Origin of the sequence: Acinetobacter sp. RF15B (genome assembly GCF_007558235.1) — a bacterium.
GTDB lineage: Bacteria > Pseudomonadota > Gammaproteobacteria > Pseudomonadales > Moraxellaceae > Acinetobacter > Acinetobacter lwoffii_C.
The window spans coordinates 114017-136993 of sequence record NZ_VLSR01000003.1 but is presented as its reverse complement, the minus strand read 5'-3'; the positions used below and the strand labels follow the sequence as shown (position 1 = coordinate 136993).

Here is a 22977-nt window from a genome sequence, read left to right as displayed (position 1 = left end):
TTAGATGAAGATTTACTCAATATAGGCTTATAAGTAAAGGAATATTCACTATACAATGCAACCTACCAATTAATTGATCAAGTTTTAAAAAAATGAGCTATCTTTTCAATTTTTCCATAATTTAAATCAAAATTACTTATCTTAACTTTAGAAAGAGCGTCTAAGCTATTGAAATTATAAAGGATAAAATCACCAAATCTTAAGTCCTTTAGAACCCTTAACATCTCTTTTTTCGATAAGTCTTTAAAGTAAGTGTAATTATCACTTAAGTCTTCATATGTTGAGGAGAGTTTAATATCAACACACAATTTAAACAAACTATATAAATCTATGTATTTATTACATCTTTTCAAAAGCTTCTTCGAGCAAAAATATTCAACCTTATTTAAATCTATACCTAGAATTTTTTGACAGTTTAAGTAACTAATAAACATGTATTTTTTATAATCCTCTTGATTTATGGATATGAAATTACTGTTAAAATCCGACTCTAATTCATAAGAATCAAAATCTTCTATAAAATACATTTTTAAAATTTTATCAGTCTTGTTGATATGTTCATCTAATACCATTTCTGAAATCGTTTTTTTCATATTTATTAAAAAGTAGATGTATTCATCAATATACTTACTTGGTTCTCGTTTATAAATGTAATCATTAAAGAAAAACTGCTTAATAAATATTTCAAAAGAATTATTTCTATTTAATAATAGATTGTGAGCATAATTATATCTTTTTATATAAAAGCCAAACTGATAAGATAAACTCATGGGGGCATATGATTTATACTTTAATACTAGATTAGAGAATTTAATAACATTATGCACACTAGTTTCTTTCAAAATTTTTTGTTCAATTTTATTATTAATATTTTTTTTACAATAACTACATTTTAAATTATCTAATACTTTCCAAGAATATAATCTATTACAAAATAAACACCTACTTATCATCGGTAAATCATGATTTTCGCAGATATATTCTTTTTTATAAAATTGTTTTTTAATATATTTGTTTAATTTAAAACATTCTATACAAAAAATTGGATGTGATGATAAATGATAGTCTTCGCCTAAAGTTAGTAAATCACAAATTTGGCTGATACTTAAATCGGTAAATTGAGCTAACAATTTCGTGTCAAAATTCCCCTTAATTATATCTGTTAAACTTTTACGATGAGCGAAAACTGTTGAACAAATTTGATCTAAAGAAGCATATGAGTTTTCTTGGGAAACTCTCTGCAGGTAACTTAGAATAAATTCATCATCATAAGGTCTAGGGCGAACTAAAAATTTATTAGATAGGAGGTACATCAGTTGATTTCCTGTTTATTTCCCTAAAAGGTTTTTTTTCACCGATGGTTGATGATACTAGTGACCATGATAAAAATGTATCAAAATCAACATTAAAAGGATTTTGAAAGTTTGGAAAAACTGACTCTTTTTTGAAGATTGCTTGTTCGTAAATTAGTGCAAAGTATTGTTTCTTAATTATGTTGGTATCTTTTTTTATAGCTAGCCTAAAAACCAATTTTATAAATTTCATAATGTTAGCAACCGTACCATTGGATGCAAAAAAAAGAGGTAAGTAAAAACTCCTATCTAAGAAAAAATCATTCTCAAAAATGAATTTTGAACCTTCTTTAATTATAGAAAGGAATTTTACAAATTCCTTTTCACCTGTAATCGTCCTAATATTAAACGGTTCTATTGACATCGAATAATAGAATCTTCTCCGTAACTGTGAATTACGTAAAAGTATTTCTTCTGATTCTGGTAATCCTAACAATACTATAGGAATTTTTGTGTGGTTAATTAGACCTTTCAGCCAGTTCGCTACATCATCAAATTTTTTATCACTTGCATTATGAATGAGGTGTTGGAACTCATCGATTATTATTAGCTTGACATGGCAACTATTCAAAAGTTTATAAAGTTTATTTGTCATTGTAACTTTAGTGCCAGAAGCAGGATTTGGATCACCTAGAGCAGATAGCATTGTAGAGGCTAAATCTTTAATAGATGTTTGTGATGGAATTTCTACAGAAAAGACTTGCACTCTTGTACGATCAGCTAATTCCTCTCTAGGATGATTATTCAGATAATACTCAATTAAGCGTGTTTTACCAACACCACTGTGACCAGTTATAAAAAGACAATTGGGTTCTGACGATATTCCAGATAACTTAAATATTTCGTCAATGACATCCAAAATATTTTGAAGCCTAGGATAGACAATATATATATTTTCAATATCTGTTATTCTTAGAATACTCGAATCTGACATAATCGACTAATCCATCTTAAAAATACCCCAATCTTCATTATCTTCTGAATTTGGTGCTTCTTCTATAGTAGAGGGGTTACTAATTATAGTGTTTATATTATCTTTTTTATCAACTTTTTTATTAGAAAAAGTACTGCTTGATAAGTTACTATAATTTAACACCTTATCTTTTCGTTTTATTTTTTTTGAATTTTTATTATCTTTATTTGAAATAAAATCATCTAGATAATCAGTAATTTTTTTCTCCGCCGAATAAATTTTATCCAAAGTGTCAGTATCCTTAGATTCTTTATTTATTAATTTTAAGATACATCTATGCTGAAAAACAGTTTTGCCTTTTGTATATTCTTGATCTACAGCATAAATCTTTATATATTTTTTAGTAAACACAGAAAATACATAGATATAAGATATATCATCTAAATTTCTTTTTATCTTAATTTTAGTATCATTTAAGTTTCTTCTAATAATATTTAGATTTTCATCATTATAATAAACATTATCAATTGATATGCCTGATTTAGAAATATTTCGTTCAATAGTACTACCTATAATTATATTAATTTCATCATAGCTAAATACTATATTTTGTGGATTATGATTAAGTGATCTACTCCATAATTCATAAGGTGTGCCTTTTTTACGTTTATTGTATGAATTATGATAAATTTCAACTATATAGGTATATAGAATCTTTATAAAGGTTTCATAAGGTAGTGTTTTTTTCTGTTGCGAACTATCAGCATAACTCCCAGGTAACTTTGAAATTAATTTTTTATTCAATGAACCAAAATAATTTTCCACATATCTTTTGTACCATGCATGATAGGGTGGGGCATATTGAATATTTATGCCCAATTCTAAACAGACATTTTTAAAATCATTACTATGAAACTCTTTGGCATTGTCAGTTATTAGGTTTTCTATAATGCCATATTGACACCAATCTGATGCAGTTTGGTCAACGATTTTTTGAACACTATCTTTAGGGAGTAGAGAAGATTTTATAGCTTGAAGTACAGCAAAGGTATTCGGTTTTCCGAATCCTATATATAGACCTAATATGCTTAATGAATAATTATCGATTAGCATGGTAAGTACAGGCCTACCCAATAAGATTTCTCTATAGTTAACTTCAATATCTAAGAATACATGATCAATTTCAACGTATTCTAAAATTCTTGTAGCCGATAGACCTTGTTTGTAAATCTTATATTGCTTATACGCTTCTAAATATCCTTCTCTTTTTTGTACAATTTTTTTCTTATCCATAAAATTAACAAATTTTCGTACTGTTTCGTATGAAGGTGACTTAATATGCTTATTTGTTAATGTGTTGATTTTCCATATTTCATTATTTACTATCCTATGCAGCTCTCTAATTGAAATTTTTTGTTCATTTAAATAATATTGATTTATACAATTTTTTATCAAATCTTCTACACTATCTTCAAGTCTACTACTTCGAACTTGACCAGCGATAGCATATCTAAAATCAAATTTATTATTAATGAAAAACTTTTTCTTCCAATTATATAATGTTGCCATACTTGGCGGATTTTTATCACCAATATCCAATGCAACTTTATTTAAAATTTTTGGAATATCTTTAGTATTTCCATCATAAATTTTAATAAAAAAATTTAAATAGTGCAGTATTCTTATAATATATTTTTGTTTTTTTATATCTAGTGAGTTTAAATCTAAAGAAAAACTTTCAGTGGTAGAAGAAAAGGGGATAATTAAATTATTCAAATATTCTCTATTGAATTCCTCTTGAGATATTCTATAAGTACTATTATCATCAATTTTCTTTAAATTTATATATAAATCATTTTTATCAATTATTTCGTAGACATTCTTCTTCCAGATTAATTTTAAACCGCTGCTAAGATCTAGATTATTTTTCATTTTACAATACCTCTAGTCTTATGCCTATATTTTCATCTATTTCCTCATTAATATCAAATTTAATCAATCCCTTATACATAGCTGAGTAAATGTAATGATCATCAATATATTGACGGAGGTCTTTTAATTTTCCACAAAATTCGAATGGAACTTTAGGTGCATAAACAATCTTGCAATATTTTTTTAAGAATTTAATATTTCTAAGTCTTGGCTGCTTACGGATGTCATCTTCAAACAAAATTTTGTATTGAATTTTATTTTGACTAAAGTAATTTTTCAGAATTTTCAATTTTTTAGCTATCTTAGGATTCCTTAGAATATCACTAAATTTAATTTCAATATATTCGCTAGAACCATCTATATATTCAATATAAAAATCAGGAGTATATCTGATTTTTCGTCCATTATAGGTGAAATTAAAAGTCTTTGGTTGTGAAAAAAATATTTTAACTTTTTTATTGAAGTCTAATAGGTAGCAATAATCTCTCTCAAGTTGAGATTCTCAAGCAATATGCATATTCATTTTTTCGCTAAAGAATAAACCAGTAACTTTTCCTAAGCCATGCCTATTAGATACTTTCCTGGCAGGAGTGTATTTTTCCATAGATATGGATCCTACAACGAATCTTCTTAACAATTTTACATTTGATCTCTCATAGATTCTTATGAGTGTTGTATTCTAATAGTTAAATTTTTTCTAAATATTAATTAGTCATATTCTAATCTAAATAGTCAAATTCTAATAATTAGGTAGTCATTGCAATTGCATAGTCATTGCAGCAACAACTGAGGTTGTGTAGGCCACAGTCTTAGATATTCTATTTAACATAATATACATTATACGAAATTAAATAAATCAAATATTTGTTTATAAATAGTTTACTGGTCAGCCAATTTACCTGTGCCGCTTATACTTTATACGTCACCGATTTTTTAGACTTAGTTAGGCCTTCTTTAATTTTAGACGAGTACTGATATTTTCATAAAACTTCAAACTCAATTCTACGGTTTTTCTTACGACCTTCAGGCGTTGCATTATCAGCAACAGGTTTACTCGCTCCCAAACCTTCAGTACTTAATGAATGTTCAGGAATATTTTTAGCAATAAGATATTTTTTGACAGTCTCAGCGCGTTGCTGGCTGAGGATAATATTTTTATTGACATCTCCTGAACTGTCGGTATGTCCAATGATCCGAACTTTCTTAGCTCCCGCTTTATTTAATGCAACCACCATTTCGTCTAAAATTTGTGTACTAGAAGTTGCCAAGATTGCACTTCCCGATTCAAACTCAATAATTCGGTTTTTTAAAGCTGCATCAATTATTTTCTGCTCAGTCTGATTGATAGAAAGCGCTGTATTTAAATGATAGTTTTCTGGAGTTAAACCCTGGAATTTTGCGGTGGTCAGGTGAATTTCATCAGAATGATCAACCTTGCCAGTCAGTCGAATATCAGTGCCTTTAATGGTCAAATTGCCCTTTTTAACTCTTTTAAGATCCTCATTAATCACCTTGGTTACGGTGTTTGACCAGTCACTAGGAGCTGTAACCTGACGAATCTGAATTCGGTCAATAACATTTGGTTGTCCATAAGTCATATAAGCCCTAGTCAAAATGTCTGTTTTCATTTTTTCATTCGGTACTACACCCTCAATCACAATTGGCTGAGCACAGATACTAAAGCTTAGGCTCAATCCTATGACAGCTATGAAAAATTTAATTTGATTTATATGTTTAATTTTATTCATGTTATTCATCAATAAATGCTTGTTTAAAAACTTGAATCGTATGTTCGAGACTCATCCGCTGCTGATTTAAATTTTGTTCTAATGCTGCTAGTCCTGCATTCTGTTCTAAATATGGCTCAATCCATTCGGCTTTAACTAAAGAAACCCAATGCTGGCTTTGTATATTTTGCCTAAGGATATCTCCCAGAACCGTACTATCTGCACCTTGAAAGCCACATAATAAAACGGGTTGTTCAGCATGCAATAATCCAATAAAGAGTTGATTATGCTGTTGCTGCATAAACAGGCCAATTAAATGGACCCAAAAGGCAGCAATTTCATAGCTATAACTCATATTATGAAGCGGTAAAATCAAAATTTTATTTAAGCGTTTTGCTCCATATTGAATAACAGGCTGGAGTAATAGGCCAAGTGCAATCAGGGTTTGCACCAACTCATACACCGCCAAATCCATAAGTTTGGCCAGCGTGTTCAAGGTCTGATTATTATAAAAACTTTGTACATCTTCTTGGCTATACACAGGACTCCGATCAGCTAGCTTACTCAACTTATCCAATAAAATATCCGGATTACGAATTGAGCGTATAACTCGATTACGCTGATAAAGATCAATCAAGGTGGGCTTAAAACGATACGGCAAATAAATCATATTTTCATGAGGCTGATCCATTTCAATGATATGTCCAAGTACCATCGGAAAATAGCGACCTGAATAATCTTCACTACTGATCAGGTGGGCTACCAAAAGCTGCGATTCCTGTAGATTTACCAGAAAAAAATCCAGAGACGGCAAATCGCTATAATGCTGCTTGAAGTTTTTAGACTGCATCGCGTATTCCAGTGCTTCACTAATCCAGCGATCTAAAGACTGAATTAAGTGAGGGTGACCTTGCGATTTCAAGAAGTCGCCATGTGCTGGACATTTTCCATAATAGAAAGGCTGAGTTGATAATTTATACATACCAACCATCCTCACTATTTTGTCTCAATAAATGGATGCTCTTCATGGCGCAGTATCCCCTGCTTTTCCAGTTGCCAAAGCAGCAGCGGTCTGTTCATTGCTGGTTGCAGACTGCGCAGCAATCACTCGCACCGCTTTGTTGGACATGACCTGATCAACCAGTTGCAAATTGTTATAACTGGCACGACCTCCTATAGAACTCGCCGTATCTCCGCTCACCAGACGGAAATTTACTTTTATCGCCAAGTTTGGCTGCTCTTTGCTCTGCCATAGCATTTCAAAAATATTTCCTTTTTGCTGGCGCTTTGCAGAATCAATCAGACGGTTAATCCCATATTCACCTGGCTCATCAAAAATAGTATGTATCTTTCCTTCTAGATCAACCACAGTAATTCGTGCGCCTGGAATAGTACCCGGATTCGGCCAAATAAAATTCACCCATTGTTGTATCCCATTTTCAAACAACATCCGTTGTCCATCAATCTCAATGCTATAGGACAACAGATTAGGATTTTCTAGAGGGAAAAACTGGAAATTCGACTGATTGGGAGCCATGTTATTTGAAGTCTGATTTAATTCTCCTGTAGCGACCCCATGCACCGGAGCAAGATAATTCTGGAAATTTGAAACAAAAGCAGGATGCAAACCTACTCCCAAATCCTGCCAGGTCTTAGTGGTCAGATGATAGCCGCGACGAATCACAAAAGGATCCAGATATTCTTTGACAAAGCGTGCAATACTGCCATTTTCACCAAAAATCTGGTTAATTTCTGCCGTGGTGGCCTGTAAGCTGGCCTGACTATTAAATGGATATTTGTGTGCCATACTGCTAGTAAATGGCTGATAAGCCTGTATTTGCCAGAGTTTGTTAATTTCTGCCTGTGCTGGTGGAATCAGACTTGAAAATACCTGCGTGAGTGGAACGACTAAAATCTTTTGCAGTGTTTTCTGATCAAGCTCCTGACTGCCGGCCAACATTTTTTCACTGACAAACTTCTGGCTCGTATTAAAGATAGAATTCTGCTCGTGAATAGTTTGACGAAGTAAAGCCATACTTGCAGGACCTATATCTCCAGAGCTTTTCAGATCATTAAACTGGCTGCGCATTTTACCCACGGATTGAAGGTATTCATCCAGCAAGGATTTGTTTTGTAAATCATCCCGCTGACGAACAATCTGATACAGTGCCTGAAAATCTTTGGCAATCATGCCTTGAGACAAAAGAGAGCCTGAGTTTTGAGCTAAATGAACTTCATCACGTCTTAAAACTTTACGTTTAAACCAGGCCATAAAGCCTTTTTGCGGTATGGCCAGCTCTGCCTGTACTACAGGATTATCCCAACTGGTTTCCTTAGCCGCACGTTGTAATAGCTTTCTGATAGGCGAATGTTCGCTTTCTCCCAGGACATCCATCTGCCGGATCTGCTGGTTCATATCTGCTGCTTTTGCATAATGAATCCCACTGAGAAATTTGCGCCATTCGACAATATATTCCCGTTTGTACATATCGGTTAGCTGTTTACGGATCTGTTCCGGGCTACCGCTGAAACTGAGATCATCAGATTTAGATACATTCAGGACCCAATCCTTGCTCTCTGTTGGATTTTGCGCTGCTTTTTCAATTGCAGGTTGAACATAATCATTCCACGCCTGATAGCTATAAAGGCCAGGCACCGCATAACTACTCAGCATGACTGATTGAGTTTCATCATCCAGAATGTGCTTGAGGGTCAGAACAGGAAAACGTACAGAAGCTCGCATTTTAATTTCATTATAGACCCGATCCCGTGCCGAGACGCCCGTCGTGACAGCTGTTAAAATCTGCCGGCTTTGCTCAACCAGCATCGCATCAGAATTTAATTGAGGAAAATATGAACGATGCGTTAAAGTCATGGCATAGCTTAAGACCTGCTCAGCCTTTTGGATCATTTCAGTACGCGGCATTTCACCACGATGGTTCTCTAACCATAGGCGCCAAAAACGTGTCACCTGATTACTCAGATGCCCCGCCTCAATATACTGACGGTTACTCAACATTAAATAGGTCTTGAGCGCATTATAAGCATCTTGAGGATTTTGCTCGGAAGGCTCAGTGATTACCTGTTTGGCTTGAGCCGTCTGTTGTCCCGATACATTAATATAATTGGCTTTCAGATTCTCTTTATTGAATTTAAGTTGCTGCAAATATTGGGCAATATTTTGCTGTGTCGGTTGCAATACCAGTAAATCCACACCTTTGAGATATTCTTTTTCGAGTTGTTCCCTGATCTGGTTGCCTTGATATAGGCCAAAACTGTATTTTAATGGACGATCCTGTTCATAATGATCCAGTTGTTGTAGATGATTTTGCAGAATGAGTAAAGCATCCAGCTGTGTCGAGAGTTCAGGCCCATGATGTTGCTGCATTTGCACAACTTTATTCAAATCCGCCTGAATTTCGTTAATTAACTGCTGATTATTACGATATGACCAGATCCACAGACTCAAAACGATGGCTACCGTCAATAAAGAGCTTATAAAACTGATAAAACGCTGACGTTTCCGCAAAGGATTGATCTGCTGCCTGACCAGGTTTTTATCTTTTAAAATAACTTCCGAAAACAGGTTTTTTAAGAAATATCCATGATCTTGGGAAATTGATCGTGTGGGTAAGCCAAACTTGCCTTCTTGGCTTTGAATCAGATGAAAATCTTCAGCAATCTGTTCAGTTTTAGGACTTTCAATCAGCCCTTCCTGTAAAGCGCTGGTAAAATAAAAACCACGAAATACCGGTTTAAACTGGTAAGGATTTTCCTGAAAAAGTGCTGAAATGAAAGTTCTTAATACCGGTTTTAGACTTTTAAACTCTAGCGGAAAGGTCATGACACTCGGTGAAATATACTGGGAATGCCGCCGTGATAAATGGGTGTGACTCACATTCTTCAAACCGTCATATAAGATACTATAATGCTTTTCAAATAGCTGAGCGGCATTTTCACTAGATTGAGTGTCATAAGCCAAAGTAGCCCCCCAAATCTGATCAAACTCATGCTCGTTATAACAATCAAAAAACTCCGTAAATCCGGCAATTAAATCCATTTTGGAAAAGATAAGGTACACAGGCGTCACGACCTCTAGTCGCTCCGTCAAATCCTGAATCCGGTTCCGCAGATTTTTTGCCAGTTGAATGGATTTCTCCGGGCTCTGGCTCACCAACTCGGCAATACTGACAATGACAATCAGACCATTAATCGGTGCTTTGGAACGGTTCTTTTTTAAAATATTTAAAAAGCCCAACCATTCAGAATGATCTTCACTGTAAACCGAATAACGTCCTGCCGTATCTAGCAACACCCCTTCGGTGGAAAAAAACCAGTCACAGTTTCGTGTACCACTTAAACTTGCAGATACCGTTTTACGGTGCGCATCTTCAAATGGAAAATTCAATCCGGAATGATAAATGGCCGAACTTTTTCCTGCCGCCGGATTCCCGATCACCATATACCAGGGTAATCCGTAAAGCGCTGCATTGCTTTTTTGATCACCTAACTTGGATTTACGCAAGAGTTGGATCGACTGTTTCATTTGCTGGTTAAGCAGCTGTAACTCCTCTTTATTTTTATATTTATAATCAGCTTCAGCCTGTCTGGACATCGCTTCAGCAAGTTCTTTGCCCTTTTTGCCATGACGATAATGTTGAATCAGCTCATAAATCCCCCAACCCATCAAAACAGCAATATACACAGCCGCCAAACTCCAGAACACCTGATCAGAGACCGTATTCTTCATTGAGATAAGCACAACAAAGAAAGACAGGGCCATGATGGCTTTAGGATGAGTGACATATTGCCAGATATAACCAAGGAACGTATAAATTAATGTATTCACTATAATCTCTAATTTTTCTATATTTTTAAGTCGTTATGCAATTAAGGGTAGTGTTTCAGCTTGTTCTGGATTTTTATTCTCACAATAGATATAGGTATGTGGCTGCTCCAGGCTATAAGCCATTGTAATAACATTGTCCCGCATTTGTGTGAGCAGCATTAATCCTAAAACATGCCCAAAACATTGTGTATTTCCTATAAAAGACTGAATATAAATAAAATACTCAGAAGAAATTCCAACCGGATTAAAGTTTTGCTGTAACTGTTGAAGACTCTTTGACTTTTTCGCCTCATCTAATAACAGCACAAAAGCCTGTTCTGTTTCCAGTTGAGCAGACAGGTCCAGCTGTTGCCCGATTAAATCTTTTTCTAACTTTTTGACATGATGACTCATTTTTAAAATTTGTACTGCTGTTATTTCTTCTAGAGATATCTGCTCGGCAGTTAAGCACCAGCTGGCTGCATATTCTGAAGCTATATATTGCTCATTCTGCCAGAAATTTTCATCCACCCATTCCTGATCAATCTCGGAATCCGCCATAATGATCAGGCTTGCTTCCTCAGACTGCTGTGCAATATCTTGCAAAAGTGTCATACAGGCAGCATAAGCACTCTGTTTGGCAAGAAAATGGAATTCAATATGAACATGGTCGACCAAGAAGGTATAGTCATGTTCTAATTGCTGCAAAAGCTGGGCTTGATATGCTTGATCATCCCAAGAATGCACTAAACTTTCGGCGATTAATATATGAATATTTAAGCGATTTAACCGAGCGACCTCCTCAACAATTTCCTGCTTTAAAAGATCATCATTTTCTACTTTATAGTCATACTGATTCTCTGGATTCCAGCCGGGATGCATACGATATTGATAGGCAAATTCATTATCATAAAACAGTGCTGAGCGCTTTAATTGTTGTGCAATTGCATGCATGCTATGCGCATGTTTTTGTAGTTGTTGTTGAATTAATTGTTGTATACGCCGTTCCCGTGTATTGGAAAATAACTTTTCTTCATCTAAATCGGCTTTTTCTAGCCATTGGTCCAGCTCGGCAATACGATAAGATAAAAGTGGCAACCCAAAATTGTTAGTCAGCTGAAAATCCAGTTCAGGGCTTTTAAATTGTGTCATCGACTGTAGTATTTCTTCATTTTCCCCAAAACAATGCCAGGCAGCGCTGGATAAAACATTTAAACGATGATGCTCAACATCCTGCTCATTTTTGCTTTTATCCTGTTGCTTTTTATCATTTTTTAAAGCAGTAAGTTCTTGATTTTTTTGCTGCTGCAACTTTTCGTTTCGATAGTATTGAATCGTTTTATAAATAAAGTAGGGACTCAAAATCAGTATGCAAATGACAAATGGCAGTAAGATAAACATCCCGATCAGATCCATTTGTGAGGGATCATAATGGCTGTCTCTCCAGTAATAAATAACAATCGTACTTATTGACACAGCTATAGCCAAGAAAGCAGAGATGATGAGTTTAATCATGTCATACTCCCCTTTAAATGATAAAAGGTATCGGCATTATGTACATCCTGTCTGGGCATGAGTAACGCCCCTTCACCCAAGGTCATTGAACAGCCCTTTCCAAGCTGGATAGAGGAAAGCTGTTCTTTATCCAGAATCAAACGGAGACTGACCTGTAAGGTAGGACTACACCAAGTACTGATGATTTGTTGTAATTTAAGGCTATATTCCCCTTGAGCCAAAAATTTTAAATAATCCAACCGTCCTAAAGGCTCAATAATAATTTCAATTTTTTCATCAACTTGTGTCACTTTTTCGCCACAAAAACTATTTATACCCAATAAAGTAGGCCGGGATTGGCTTAAATGACTTTTTTGTTGCTTATCCAGCTGGAACTGCTCCGGAATAAGTTGATTAATCTCAAAATCAAACTGAAAAATGCAAGACAGAATGGTTTTTAAAGCATATTTACTATTGTTCTGCCCCTGCATTAAACCGGAAAATTCAGCAAAATAATCATCTATGTGCCGTTGATCTTGCTGCTCTGTTACATACCCTGTTAAGGCATGTAAAATTTTCAGGTAATAATTATCCTGTTCAATTTCATAACGAACTGGCAAATGATAATTCAGGCAGGCATCTATATATTGCGTAGTCAGCTTATGGTTAAACAATCCTAAAAAATGTAAGCTTTGTTCACGCTGTTGTCGTGCAGCATGTCTGACTTTATAGGTATAGGTATAAGGCAACACCCCTTGTATTCCGGTCAATCCGACCATCAAATTGGTGATCTGGATCCGACCATCTTGCAGATGAGCTGACTCGATCTCAGAAGCTGGAAAGTTCAAACTTAATGAGCTCAAAAAATAAAAGCTATTATTCCATCTCTGCTGTTTTGACTGTTCGGGCGCATGCCGAAATAGACGGGTTGCCTGAATCAGTTCAAATGCAGTTGGCTGTTGATACAGCTGATCAATTACAGAAGTTTCTTGCCACCAACGTTCTGTATGCATTGGTATAACTCCTGTTTTGATTCTGAATCCAGTACCGTCATCTCGACATAACTATTCATCTGAACTTTTAAGTTAAAAATATGGTTTAAAATCTGAGCAAAGATATAGACACTTGCCCCTCGGAAAACTTGGCTATCCAGCTGGATTTCAGCTTTAATGCCTCGAATAAATAGTGGGAATGGCTGATGGCTCATCAGTTTTTGTCCCAATGAAAATTGAATTGACTGAATTGAGTTAATAATGAGCTGATTTTCTTTAGATTGTGGCAAGTTATAAAGTTCAAGTAATTCTTTAAGATGACTAACCACATCCCCTTTTATCAGAGATAAACTATTTAAAGATAAATGCGAAATGATCCGCCATTGTTCGAGCTGTTTCTGCTGAAAACGATAGGGTAAGTTCGGCCGTTTTAATAGTCGAGCTTTACGCACCAGATGATTTTCATTTAATGACAGGCTGTTCTGTCCTTGATCATAACTTTCAAAAGGCAGGTCTCGATTGGTACAGAGTAAACGGGTACTGATAAAGTCAGAAGTAAAGGCTCCTGGCTTTAAATGTTTGGAAATAATCGAATATTTAAAGTCTATAGGATTGTTTTGATCGGCTGTGGGTGAAATCTGATAAAAAAACTGCTGGTCATTTTGGTGATAATGACTCATTGCAAAAAATGGCAAGACTGGAAAATATAGCTGTTTTTTATCACTAGTTTCCCGTAAAAGATGCATCTCGGTCACACCATAAACCTGAAAATACTCAGGATGGTGGACATCGCTTATCAGAGGATATTCGAGGCGTCGATGATCAATTTTTTGTGGTTCAGCCTGTTTTTCAAACAGATTAACGACTGGTGTGGCAAAAAGTTTAAAATTTGCACTGTTTAATTCTGCATAATTATGGATAGCCGCCTGATCATTCAAGTTGGCTTTAAAATGAATTTTCAACTCAAACTCTGTTGGAGCCTCAGTTACAGCTTTTAAAAAATCCAGATTGATATTTAAGAAATTGAATTTTTCAGGAAAACAGAAATATTCAGTCAACAAACGATAGGCTTGATGTGTATGCTGATCGACAGGAAGAAGACTGTCTTCTTCAGCAAAGCCCATGACCTCGAACGGATTAGAAATATTGGTTTCATAAGCTCGATATTTGAAAGAAAACTGGGTGTCCGACTTAAAAATCGTATCTAGAAGCTGCAAGGGAAAATTAGAAATGGCATCCAGATATAAAGGTAATTTGTGTTGGGATAATAATTGATGCTGCTGGTTAAAAATTTCAAACTTCAAAATCAACGTTGCATTACGATTCAGATGTATATAGGCAGAAGGATGTGTTTTAAAGTTGACTTCCTTCAAATGTATGGGTAATAGCGTGACACTATTTACCGTACGATATTCACATTGCACGCCACGAATACTTCGCGCTTTCAGAACCGTATTTTTTGCAACTACATGTACTTCTTTTAAGCTTTTAATTTTATTTGTATCTTCAAAACTGACGATTGAACAGGCAGGAAAAGTTTTTAAATATTGAGGAAACATGATCTCAAAAATTGAACGGGTAAATATCTCATAACTATCATTCAGCTTTTTATCAATACGTGCCGAAATCAGTGAAAATGCCTGAATCAACCGTTCAATATGTGGATCATCAATATGTTCTTGATTTAAAGCAAGGCGTTGAGCAATTTTTGGATATTTGTTGGCAAATTCTCGTGATTGTTGGCCAAATTCCTGTAATTGCTTTTCATAATAGGGTAATAAATCTTCAATCACATGCAACCTGCTTATTTTCGAGCCAAAATAACATATTGTTGTGTAGTCGGTTTGAGAAGCGCATCAAACATGACTGTTTCATATAAAGGTGAAATATTTAAGTAAGCAGAAATACTTAAGTATAGGCTGCTCATATTATTTTCATTCATCAGCATCTCTACCTTGACCTGTTTTAAACGCGGTTCATGTGCACTAATCGATTGCGCAATAGAATGACAGATTTTGTCACGATCCATAGGATTCGCAGTTGATAGACCAACAAAATCAATAATGCCGAATTGCAGAATAGAGCTTTTAATCTCTGAATAATACTCAGCAGATTGGCCTAGATGCGTCATCCGGTTATTTAAAAGATCTTCGAGGTCCTGTGCTATAGATTGTCTTAATTCCTGTATAGACAAACCTGATGTAACCTGATCATCTGCAGGCAATAAACGCTCAAATAAACTGCTTCTAAATCCATAGGGATAAAGTCGATCCAAATTCATATTCTTATCATTTAATATTGCTATAGATAGAGATAAAGGCAGGTAAGTACCCACCTTTATCCGGGGCATGTAAATTAAGCTGCGTAAGAAGCGGTATTATTCGACAATGACCATTTTTTAGTGACTGCACCTTTTTGTGAACCATTAATGTCTTGCTGGTTATAAGTCCACTCGACTGCAGCATATTTCAGACCAAAGGTTTCAGTTGGTACCCCCTCCTGATTCACATTTGGAGTGACCTGAGACACCAGCACATGCTTGAGTTTAATCTGCAAATATTTGATGCGCTTGTCACCATTTGCACGATAAAAGTCAATTTGCACCTCATCAAAGGTATAACCAGCAGAGCACGCTTCCCAGAGTTTCGGACTGGTCGCATCCAGGTCTTTAATAAAGACCATATCAGAATGTTCAACACGTTCTGCAGTATGCCCCCCCACACTTGAAGAAGTCGCAGATTTTGGCTGACGGATATGGTGTGCCCATGAATTTACTTCTAACCAGCTTTTATGTTCAGAATCACGTGATTCACCATCAACTTTATACTTACCACGGAACTGGACGTAAATATCTTTCATTTTAATGATTTTCCTTTTATTATAAGTACTTATAGTTATTCCACAATTTTAAATCTTATTGACTTGATTGCGGTAATTCAGTGACCAGCCTAAGTGATACAGAGAGCTCATCTAACTGAAAGTGTGGTCTTAAAAACACCACAGACTTGTAGTGACCAGGTTCAGCTGGATTTTCTACAACTTTGATTGAAGCCTCACGAAGCGGATATTGTGCTTTTGCCTCTTGGGAAGCGCCGTCATCTAATAAAATATACTGAGATAACCAATCATTTAAAAAAGCTTCAACATTACCGGCTGAGGCAAAGCTACCCACTTTATCTCGCATCATGGCTTTTAAATAATGTGCAATTCGTGAAACTGCCATAATATATTGAATTTGACCTGATAAAGCTGAGTTAGCATTGGCAATATCATTGTCATATTTTCTTGCTTTTTGCACCGACTGGGCACCAAAGAAAGCAGCATAGTCCGTATTTTTACAATGTACCAATGGAATAAATCCAAGGTCACTGAGTTCTTTTTCACGACGATCCGTAATGGCAATTTCAGTTGGACATTTAAAAATAACTTCACCGTCATGGGTCTTGAAACTGTGTACTGGCAAACCTTCAACTAGGCCACCGCCTTCAACCCCACGAATAGCCGCACACCAGCCATGCAGATCAAAAGCATTGGTTAAACGGGTGCCAAATGCGTAAGCTGCATTCATCCACAGATACTGCTGATGATTTTCACCTGAAACTTCTTCTACATAATTGAAGCCCTCAGTGACTGTACCTTCACGTGGATGGTAAGGTAAACGACCCAATACATGTGGAATGGTCAGTGCAACGTAGCGTGCATCTTCACTTTCACGGAACGAACGCCATTGTACATACTCTGCTGTTTCAAAAATTTTGGATACATCGCGCGGGCGGTCAATATCGGTAAAGGATTCCAAGCCAAACATTGAAGGACTGGCAGCTGAAATAAATGGTGCATGCGCTGATGCAGCCACATGAGAAATTTGTTCCAGCAGGTACATATCTTCAGGAGTACGATCAAATTCAAAATCACCAATCAGTGTTGCATAAGGTGCCCCACCAAACGAACCATACTCTTCTTCATAAATTTTCTTAAACAAGGTGCTTTGATCAAAATCAGTGGCACTTTGAAAATCTTTAATCAGCTCTCTTTTAGTGGTATTTAGCATCCTGATTTTGATAAGAGAATGTGAAGGGGTTTCTTGGCAGAAATAATACAAACCACGCCAAGTCGACTCAACTTTTTGAAATGCTTCATGATGCATGATTTTACTGAGCTGTTTTGAAAGCATGATATCAATTTCTGCAATACGTTTATCAAGCGCCAAAGTCATATTTTCAGAAATAGTAATTGTTCCTGCCATGACTTCTTTTGCTAGCTCAGCTATCAAGCTTTTGGCACGATCATGTTCTTCTTCGGTGCGAGCAATTCGACTACGCTCAACGATTGAATCCAAAAGCGAAGGCTCTTCAAATGCAACATCCATTGCAGTTGCAGCATTATAATTATTCATTACCCGCCTCCACACTTATCTTCTGTACCTGGTCTGTATTTTTAAGCACATCATCCAATAAGTCTTCCAGACGTTCACTATTAGAGATTTTGTTGCGTAAATCTGTTAAACGTTCACGCGCCTCTACCAGCTTACGTAAAGGCTCAATCTGCTGCACAATGTTCTCGGGGCGAAAATCATTCATCCCATTAAATACCAGGTCAATGGCCATGGTGCCACCAGCTTCAGTTAAGGTGTTTTCAACCTGAAAGTTTGCTCTTGGAGCAAGTGACTCCATGACCTCATTTATATTTTCTAAATCGACATTAATAAATTTTTTGTCTTTTAATTTGGTTTTTTCCAGCTCTGAAGAAGCAGAAAAATCTCCTAATACTCCAACAACAAAAGGGAGTTCCTTAATTTCCTTACCATCACCGATCTCAACATCATAGGTCAACTGTACACGTGGTGGTCGAATGCGCTGCAATTTTTTTTGTATGCTTTCACGCTTGGCCATTGTTATTTTCCTTGTTAATTATTCTTTAATGAACCAAATGGATTGGAGCTAACTGTTTGGGTACGAGTACTGATATTTTCTGTTTTTTTGGCAGGCGCAGTCTTAACATTAGTTTTTGGTTTGGTATTTTTCTGGACATTTATGGTTTTTTTTGAGTTTGTACTTACCTGTTTCTTTGCTTTTTTAGAGTTTAAAGGATGTAGTGGTTTAGATTCAGCTGGAGCAAGGACAGGTTTTGCAAACTGAATATTCTCAACCAACAGTTTAGCTTGCGGATAAGTGGTTTCATTCAAGGCACGTACTTCAGTACTACGCATCTGTTCCAAGGCATCAGAGGAAATGGCCACACCTGCCATAAAACTCAGATCTGTTAAAACCTGACTGTCATATTGCTGACGCCGTAATTCATTAACCAAATTTAATGCTTTCAGAGGAGAGCCTAGCTCTACATAACGCTTGGCAATTTGTACATTTAATTCCTGCTGTAAAAGAATATTTTTTTTCGCAGATTTATCACAAAGTTGCTGATATAAACCGATTAAAGCAGAGTCAATCTCACCTGCTGCATCTGGATTGGCCTTGATACATGATCGCTTTAACTCAGTGGCATGTGCTTGAGGAAGATAAAAACATGCCATACCAGCAATAAGTAATGTAATGAAATTTATATACTTTTTCAAAATTAGCCTCAGTCTATACTTGTAGTTTTATAGTTCTTAAATGCCTAAATATTATTTTATTTGACAATCGTTTGGCGGATTTAACAAAAAATGTCCCAGATAAGTCAAGCCGAAAATGATTAACGGTATAAATTTTAGAAAAATTCAAAAAAGAGATAAAACTTTGATAAAAGATGCAGACTTTTTTTTATTTTTAAGTAGAATGAGCCAAAATTAATTCAATCAATTTTAGAAATTATCTAAATATTGGCTGAATATAAGTAGAAATATGAATATGTTCATAACAAGAAAAATACAATTACCCTTTGAAATTCACAAAGTTGGGTATTCAAGAAATGAAAAAATGAGAAACTCATGAATAATTTAAAGATTTTAATTTTAAAACTCTCTGACCATGCACGCCTTTGCCTTGAGAAATCAGCCAATACCTGTATCCAGCAAAAAAATTATGAAATTGAAATTGAACATTTTTTTCTAGAACTCTTGGTACATCCAGAATTAAATGATTTAAAAATATTATTAGAAAAGTATCATATTATTAAAGATCAACTTATTGCTCAGCTGGAACACAGCATTCACCAGCTGAACAAGGGAAATTCACGTACACCTGTTTTTGCTAAACCTATTATTCAGCTTTTGAAACAAGCGTGGTTACTGGCTTCTGCAGATCAGAATCCAGTGATTAGAAGCAGCCATTTATTGGTGGCTTTCCTAACCTCACCAGAGCTTTATCAGATTGCACTTCGGGCTTCTGCCCTATTTTCCCAGTTTCCGATTGATACCATGAAGCATCAGTTTCTGGACAACTGTCATAAAAGTGTCGAACAACTAGTTCTTGTTCAGCCATCTGATTCTTTACAAGACTCTTCGGCCACAATAAAGAAAACACCTGCACTTGATCAATACACAATTAATCTCACAGCAAAGGCGCGTCAGGGTGATATTGATCCGGTTATTGGGCGTGAGTTTGAAATCCGGTTGATGCTGGATATTTTAATGCGCCGCCGTCAAAACAACCCGATTCTGACTGGTGAACCAGGAGTCGGAAAAACTGCAGTAGTTGAAGGATTAGCGCTAAAAATTGTTAACGGTCAAGTCCCGGATGCACTTAAAACTGTCGAGCTACATGTATTGGATATGGGTTTGTTACAAGCGGGTGCCAGTATCAAAGGTGAATTTGAAAATCGTCTCAAACAAGTAATTACTGAAGTCCAGTCTTCCACTTACCCGATTATTCTGTTCATTGACGAAGCTCATACCCTGATTGGTGCTGGTGGTCAGGCGGGTCAGAATGATGCGGCGAACTTATTAAAACCTGCCTTGGCACGTGGTGAATTACGCACAATTGCAGCCACCACATGGGCGGAGTATAAGCGTTATTTTGAAAAGGATGCTGCACTCAGTCGTCGCTTTCAGGTCATCAAAGTTGAAGAACCAACAGAGCAAGTAGCTATCGACATGCTGCGAGCTATGGTTCCGGTGATGAGACAGCATTTTCAAATTAAAATTGATGATGACGCTATTCGTACCGCCGTACATGCTTCACATCGCTATATTACTGGGCGTCAATTACCTGATAAGGCGATCAGTGTCTTAGATACTGCAGCTGCGCGAGTGGCTTTGAGCCAAAATGCCCAACCAGCTAAATTAGATCAATTGCAGGCTCAATTGCATAATCTTAAACTAGAATATCAGCTGCTTGATATTGAGCAGACAGTTCCCTCACCAACCGAACGTATGGCTGAACTATCGGGAAAAATTCAGTCAGTTGAACAAGAAATTGACCAAGTACATAAACAATGGCAGCAAGAGCTTCAGATTATTCAGGAAATTCAAATCTTAACTGAGGCTGGATCATCAGACCAGCTCAATAAAACCTCCCAACTAAGCCAAAAACTAATAGATATTCAGGCAAATAACCCTCTGGTTTATGAGCGTGTAAATACTCAGATTATCAATGAAATTATCTCAGATTGGACCGGCATTCCTGTGGGTAAAATGCTGAATGACGACATTCTACAGATTCTTGATTTACAAAATAAGCTCTCAGAACGTGTGATGGGACAAGACCACGCTTTAGAGCAACTGGTTCAAGGTATTAAAACATCTAAAGCTGGTTTGGAAGATCCAGATAAGCCTCAAGGTGTATTTTTACTCACAGGTCCAAGTGGTGTTGGCAAAACGGAAACCGCTCTTAGCCTAGCTCAAGCATTATATGGAGGGGAATCACACCTGATCACTATTAATATGTCAGAGTATCAAGAAGCTCATACAATTTCTTCTTTAAAAGGTGCACCTCCGGGCTATGCGGGTTATGGTCAAGGTGGCATATTAACTGAAGCCGTACGCCGGAATCCTTATAGCGTGGTCCTTCTGGATGAAATCGAGAAAGCCCATCCGGATGTACAGGAATTATTTTATCAGGTTTTTGATAAAGGAACTCTGGAAGACAGTGAAGGCCGGTTGATTGACTTTAAAAATACCACCATTTTACTTACGTCAAATGTGGGTTCAAATACCATTATGCAAACCTGTTTAAATAAGGAAATTCAAGATTGGCCAAGTGTAGATGTATTAATTGAACAGCTCAAACCAAGTCTTTACCAACAATTTAAACCGGCTTTTTTAGGACGGATGCGGATTATTCCTTATTATCCTCTTTCGGATGAGCTATTAATCCAGATCATTCAACACAAACTCCAGAAAATAACCCAAAGAATTCAACAGCAATATAAAGCTCAACTTAGTTATAGTGATGAAGTATTTGAATTATTGCTCAGTCGTTGTACAGAAGTCGATAGTGGAGCACGCAATATTGATCACATTTTAAATGCAACAGTTTTACCCGATCTGGCAAAAATATTGCTGGTTGCTATGAGCGAAAAACAGCTGCCAAAACTGATTCATATTGATATTCAAAATGGTAATTTTCATTATCATCTGGATACAGACTCATCACCTGCTCCCTCAAAAAGATCTAATAAGAAAAGTAAAAACAATGCAGCTTAAGCTGCTGGGATAAAATACACTTCATTAGGAATAACAATGACGCTGGAATTTGAATATTTATTGCAAAAAATTTCTACAGAACAACCTTGTGGGATGGACTGCTCATTTTCAAATGAATTTTCAAGTATTAAAAATGCAAGAACACAGGATGATCCCTTACTGGATCAAGGTGACTGGGAGGCTGAACCCAAACAGGCAGACTGGAATTTTGTAGAAACAAAGACTATCGAATTACTGTCTGAAAGAACCAAAGACCTACGCTTATATACCTGGCTGATTGAATCTTGGAGCCATCTATATGGTTTTGAAGGAATTGCGCGAGGATTAGAACTTTGCCAACGTAGTCTGATGCAATACTGGTTACACTTGCATCCTGAAATTGAAGATGGTGATCTGGACCAACGTTTAGGATTATTAGAAGGGTTTATTGCTCAACTGCCAAGCTTGATCAAAGGGGTTCCGCTTGTTAATCAGGCGCCTTATTACAGCCTGAAAGATTACGAGCACCTTCTACATCAGCAGAATATAAAACGTAAACAACAGATTGAAGAAAGTGAAGAGCTAGAGATAACTGATCAATATCAGGAACAATTTAAACAACTCCTCTTCAATACACCTAACATGCTACAGCAGCAAAACTATCAGTATTTGCAGGATATTGAGAATCAATGGCAATGTTTCAAGACTGTCCTGGATGGTCTACTTGGTCTAGAGGGGCCAAGTTTTTCTGCAACAGATGCCCAAATCGAATCTATTCTGTCTAGTATTCAGCGTATTTATAAACAAGAGTCCTCTTCTGCATCTTTATCTCGAGTTGCAGCCCCCTCTTTAGAAAGCAATCCAAATACTCAAACAAATGCTCAGCTTCTTGCAAATCAGATTGTCCAACCGTTTCAGTCTTCTGTGCAATTTAATAATCAGAGCCATATTTTCAATCGGGAACAAGCCCTAAAGGCCTTACAGGACATTGCTGATTATTTTCAGATGAATGAGCCGCACAGTCCCGTCAGTTATATGCTTCAAAAAACTATTAAATGGAGTCATATGCCTTTACATGAGTGGCTGAGCCAAGTAATTAAAAATGAAAATCCTTTAGAACATCTATATGAATTATTAGGCGTTTCTGACAAAAATGAATCAAATAATGAGTGGTAAAAA

Annotated in this window: 16 protein-coding genes and 1 pseudogene; 2 read left to right on the top strand and 15 right to left on the bottom strand. The window is 36.1% G+C overall.

What is annotated here, in order from left to right; all coding sequences use genetic code 11:
- Window positions 1–77: 77 nt before the first annotated feature.
- From E2K74_RS03295 to E2K74_RS03225, 15 genes and pseudogenes are all read right to left on the bottom strand, one after another.
- Window positions 78–1313, bottom strand: a complete 1236-nt coding sequence (locus E2K74_RS03295) for a TniQ family protein (RefSeq protein WP_151206272.1) — start codon at window positions 1311–1313, stop codon at window positions 78–80.
- Complete coding sequence (locus tag E2K74_RS03290) at window positions 1297–2286, bottom strand: TniB family NTP-binding protein (protein WP_151206271.1); 990 nt, start codon at window positions 2284–2286, stop codon at window positions 1297–1299. Before E2K74_RS03290 ends, E2K74_RS03295 begins: the two co-directional genes overlap by 17 nt.
- Before the next feature lie 6 nt (window positions 2287–2292).
- The gene (locus E2K74_RS03285) at window positions 2293–4197 is read right to left on the bottom strand and encodes a Mu transposase C-terminal domain-containing protein (RefSeq protein ID WP_151206270.1); all 1905 of its coding nucleotides are present in this window, start codon (window positions 4195–4197) and stop codon (window positions 2293–2295) included.
- 1 nt (window position 4198) lies between these two features.
- Window positions 4199–4645, bottom strand: a pseudogene (locus tag E2K74_RS15110) (TnsA endonuclease N-terminal domain-containing protein); the annotation flags it as partial.
- Window positions 4646–5177: 532 nt separating this feature from the next.
- Window positions 5178–5954, bottom strand: a complete 777-nt coding sequence (locus E2K74_RS03275; protein WP_413773042.1) for an OmpA family protein — start codon at window positions 5952–5954, stop codon at window positions 5178–5180.
- Entirely contained in the window at window positions 5947–6906 is a 960-nt protein-coding gene (tagF, locus tag E2K74_RS03270) for a type VI secretion system-associated protein TagF (RefSeq protein ID WP_151206268.1), read from the bottom strand. The genes E2K74_RS03275 and tagF overlap by 8 nt, the downstream gene beginning before the upstream one ends.
- Window positions 6907–6948: 42 nt before the next feature.
- The gene (tssM, locus tag E2K74_RS03265) at window positions 6949–10773 is read right to left on the bottom strand and encodes a type VI secretion system membrane subunit TssM (protein WP_151206267.1); all 3825 of its coding nucleotides are present in this window, start codon (window positions 10771–10773) and stop codon (window positions 6949–6951) included.
- A 33-nt stretch (window positions 10774–10806) separates the two neighbouring features.
- Window positions 10807–12267: a hypothetical protein gene (locus E2K74_RS03260; RefSeq protein ID WP_151206266.1), complete on the bottom strand. Its 1461-nt coding sequence runs from the start codon at window positions 12265–12267 to the stop codon at window positions 10807–10809.
- Window positions 12264–13259: a type VI secretion system baseplate subunit TssG gene (gene tssG, locus E2K74_RS03255; protein ID WP_151206265.1), complete on the bottom strand. Its 996-nt coding sequence runs from the start codon at window positions 13257–13259 to the stop codon at window positions 12264–12266. Before tssG ends, E2K74_RS03260 begins: the two co-directional genes overlap by 4 nt.
- Complete coding sequence (gene tssF / locus E2K74_RS03250) at window positions 13223–15031, bottom strand: type VI secretion system baseplate subunit TssF (RefSeq protein WP_151206264.1); 1809 nt, start codon at window positions 15029–15031, stop codon at window positions 13223–13225. Before tssF ends, tssG begins: the two co-directional genes overlap by 37 nt.
- A gap of 11 nt (window positions 15032–15042) precedes the next feature.
- Entirely contained in the window at window positions 15043–15519 is a 477-nt protein-coding gene (gene tssE / locus E2K74_RS03245) for a type VI secretion system baseplate subunit TssE (RefSeq protein WP_151206263.1), read from the bottom strand.
- A gap of 74 nt (window positions 15520–15593) precedes the next feature.
- Complete coding sequence (locus E2K74_RS03240) at window positions 15594–16097, bottom strand: Hcp family type VI secretion system effector (protein WP_151203073.1); 504 nt, start codon at window positions 16095–16097, stop codon at window positions 15594–15596.
- A 55-nt stretch (window positions 16098–16152) separates the two neighbouring features.
- Entirely contained in the window at window positions 16153–17634 is a 1482-nt protein-coding gene (gene tssC / locus E2K74_RS03235) for a type VI secretion system contractile sheath large subunit (RefSeq protein WP_151206262.1), read from the bottom strand.
- Complete coding sequence (gene tssB / locus E2K74_RS03230) at window positions 17627–18130, bottom strand: type VI secretion system contractile sheath small subunit (RefSeq protein WP_151206261.1); 504 nt, start codon at window positions 18128–18130, stop codon at window positions 17627–17629. Before tssB ends, tssC begins: the two co-directional genes overlap by 8 nt.
- 14 nt (window positions 18131–18144) lie before the next feature.
- Window positions 18145–18810 (bottom strand): hypothetical protein, encoded by a 666-nt coding sequence (locus E2K74_RS03225; RefSeq protein ID WP_151206260.1) that lies wholly within the window; start codon window positions 18808–18810, stop codon window positions 18145–18147.
- A 354-nt stretch (window positions 18811–19164) separates the two neighbouring features.
- Here E2K74_RS03225 and tssH point away from each other — a divergent pair, with 354 nt between their 5' ends.
- Together tssH and tssA are read left to right on the top strand one after the other, a co-directional pair.
- On the top strand, window positions 19165–21819 hold the full coding sequence (tssH, locus tag E2K74_RS03220; protein WP_151206259.1) for a type VI secretion system ATPase TssH: 2655 nt from the start codon (window positions 19165–19167) through the stop codon (window positions 21817–21819).
- 36 nt (window positions 21820–21855) lie between these two features.
- Complete coding sequence (tssA, locus tag E2K74_RS03215; protein WP_151206258.1) at window positions 21856–22974, top strand: type VI secretion system protein TssA; 1119 nt, start codon at window positions 21856–21858, stop codon at window positions 22972–22974.
- Window positions 22975–22977 lie beyond the last annotated feature (3 nt).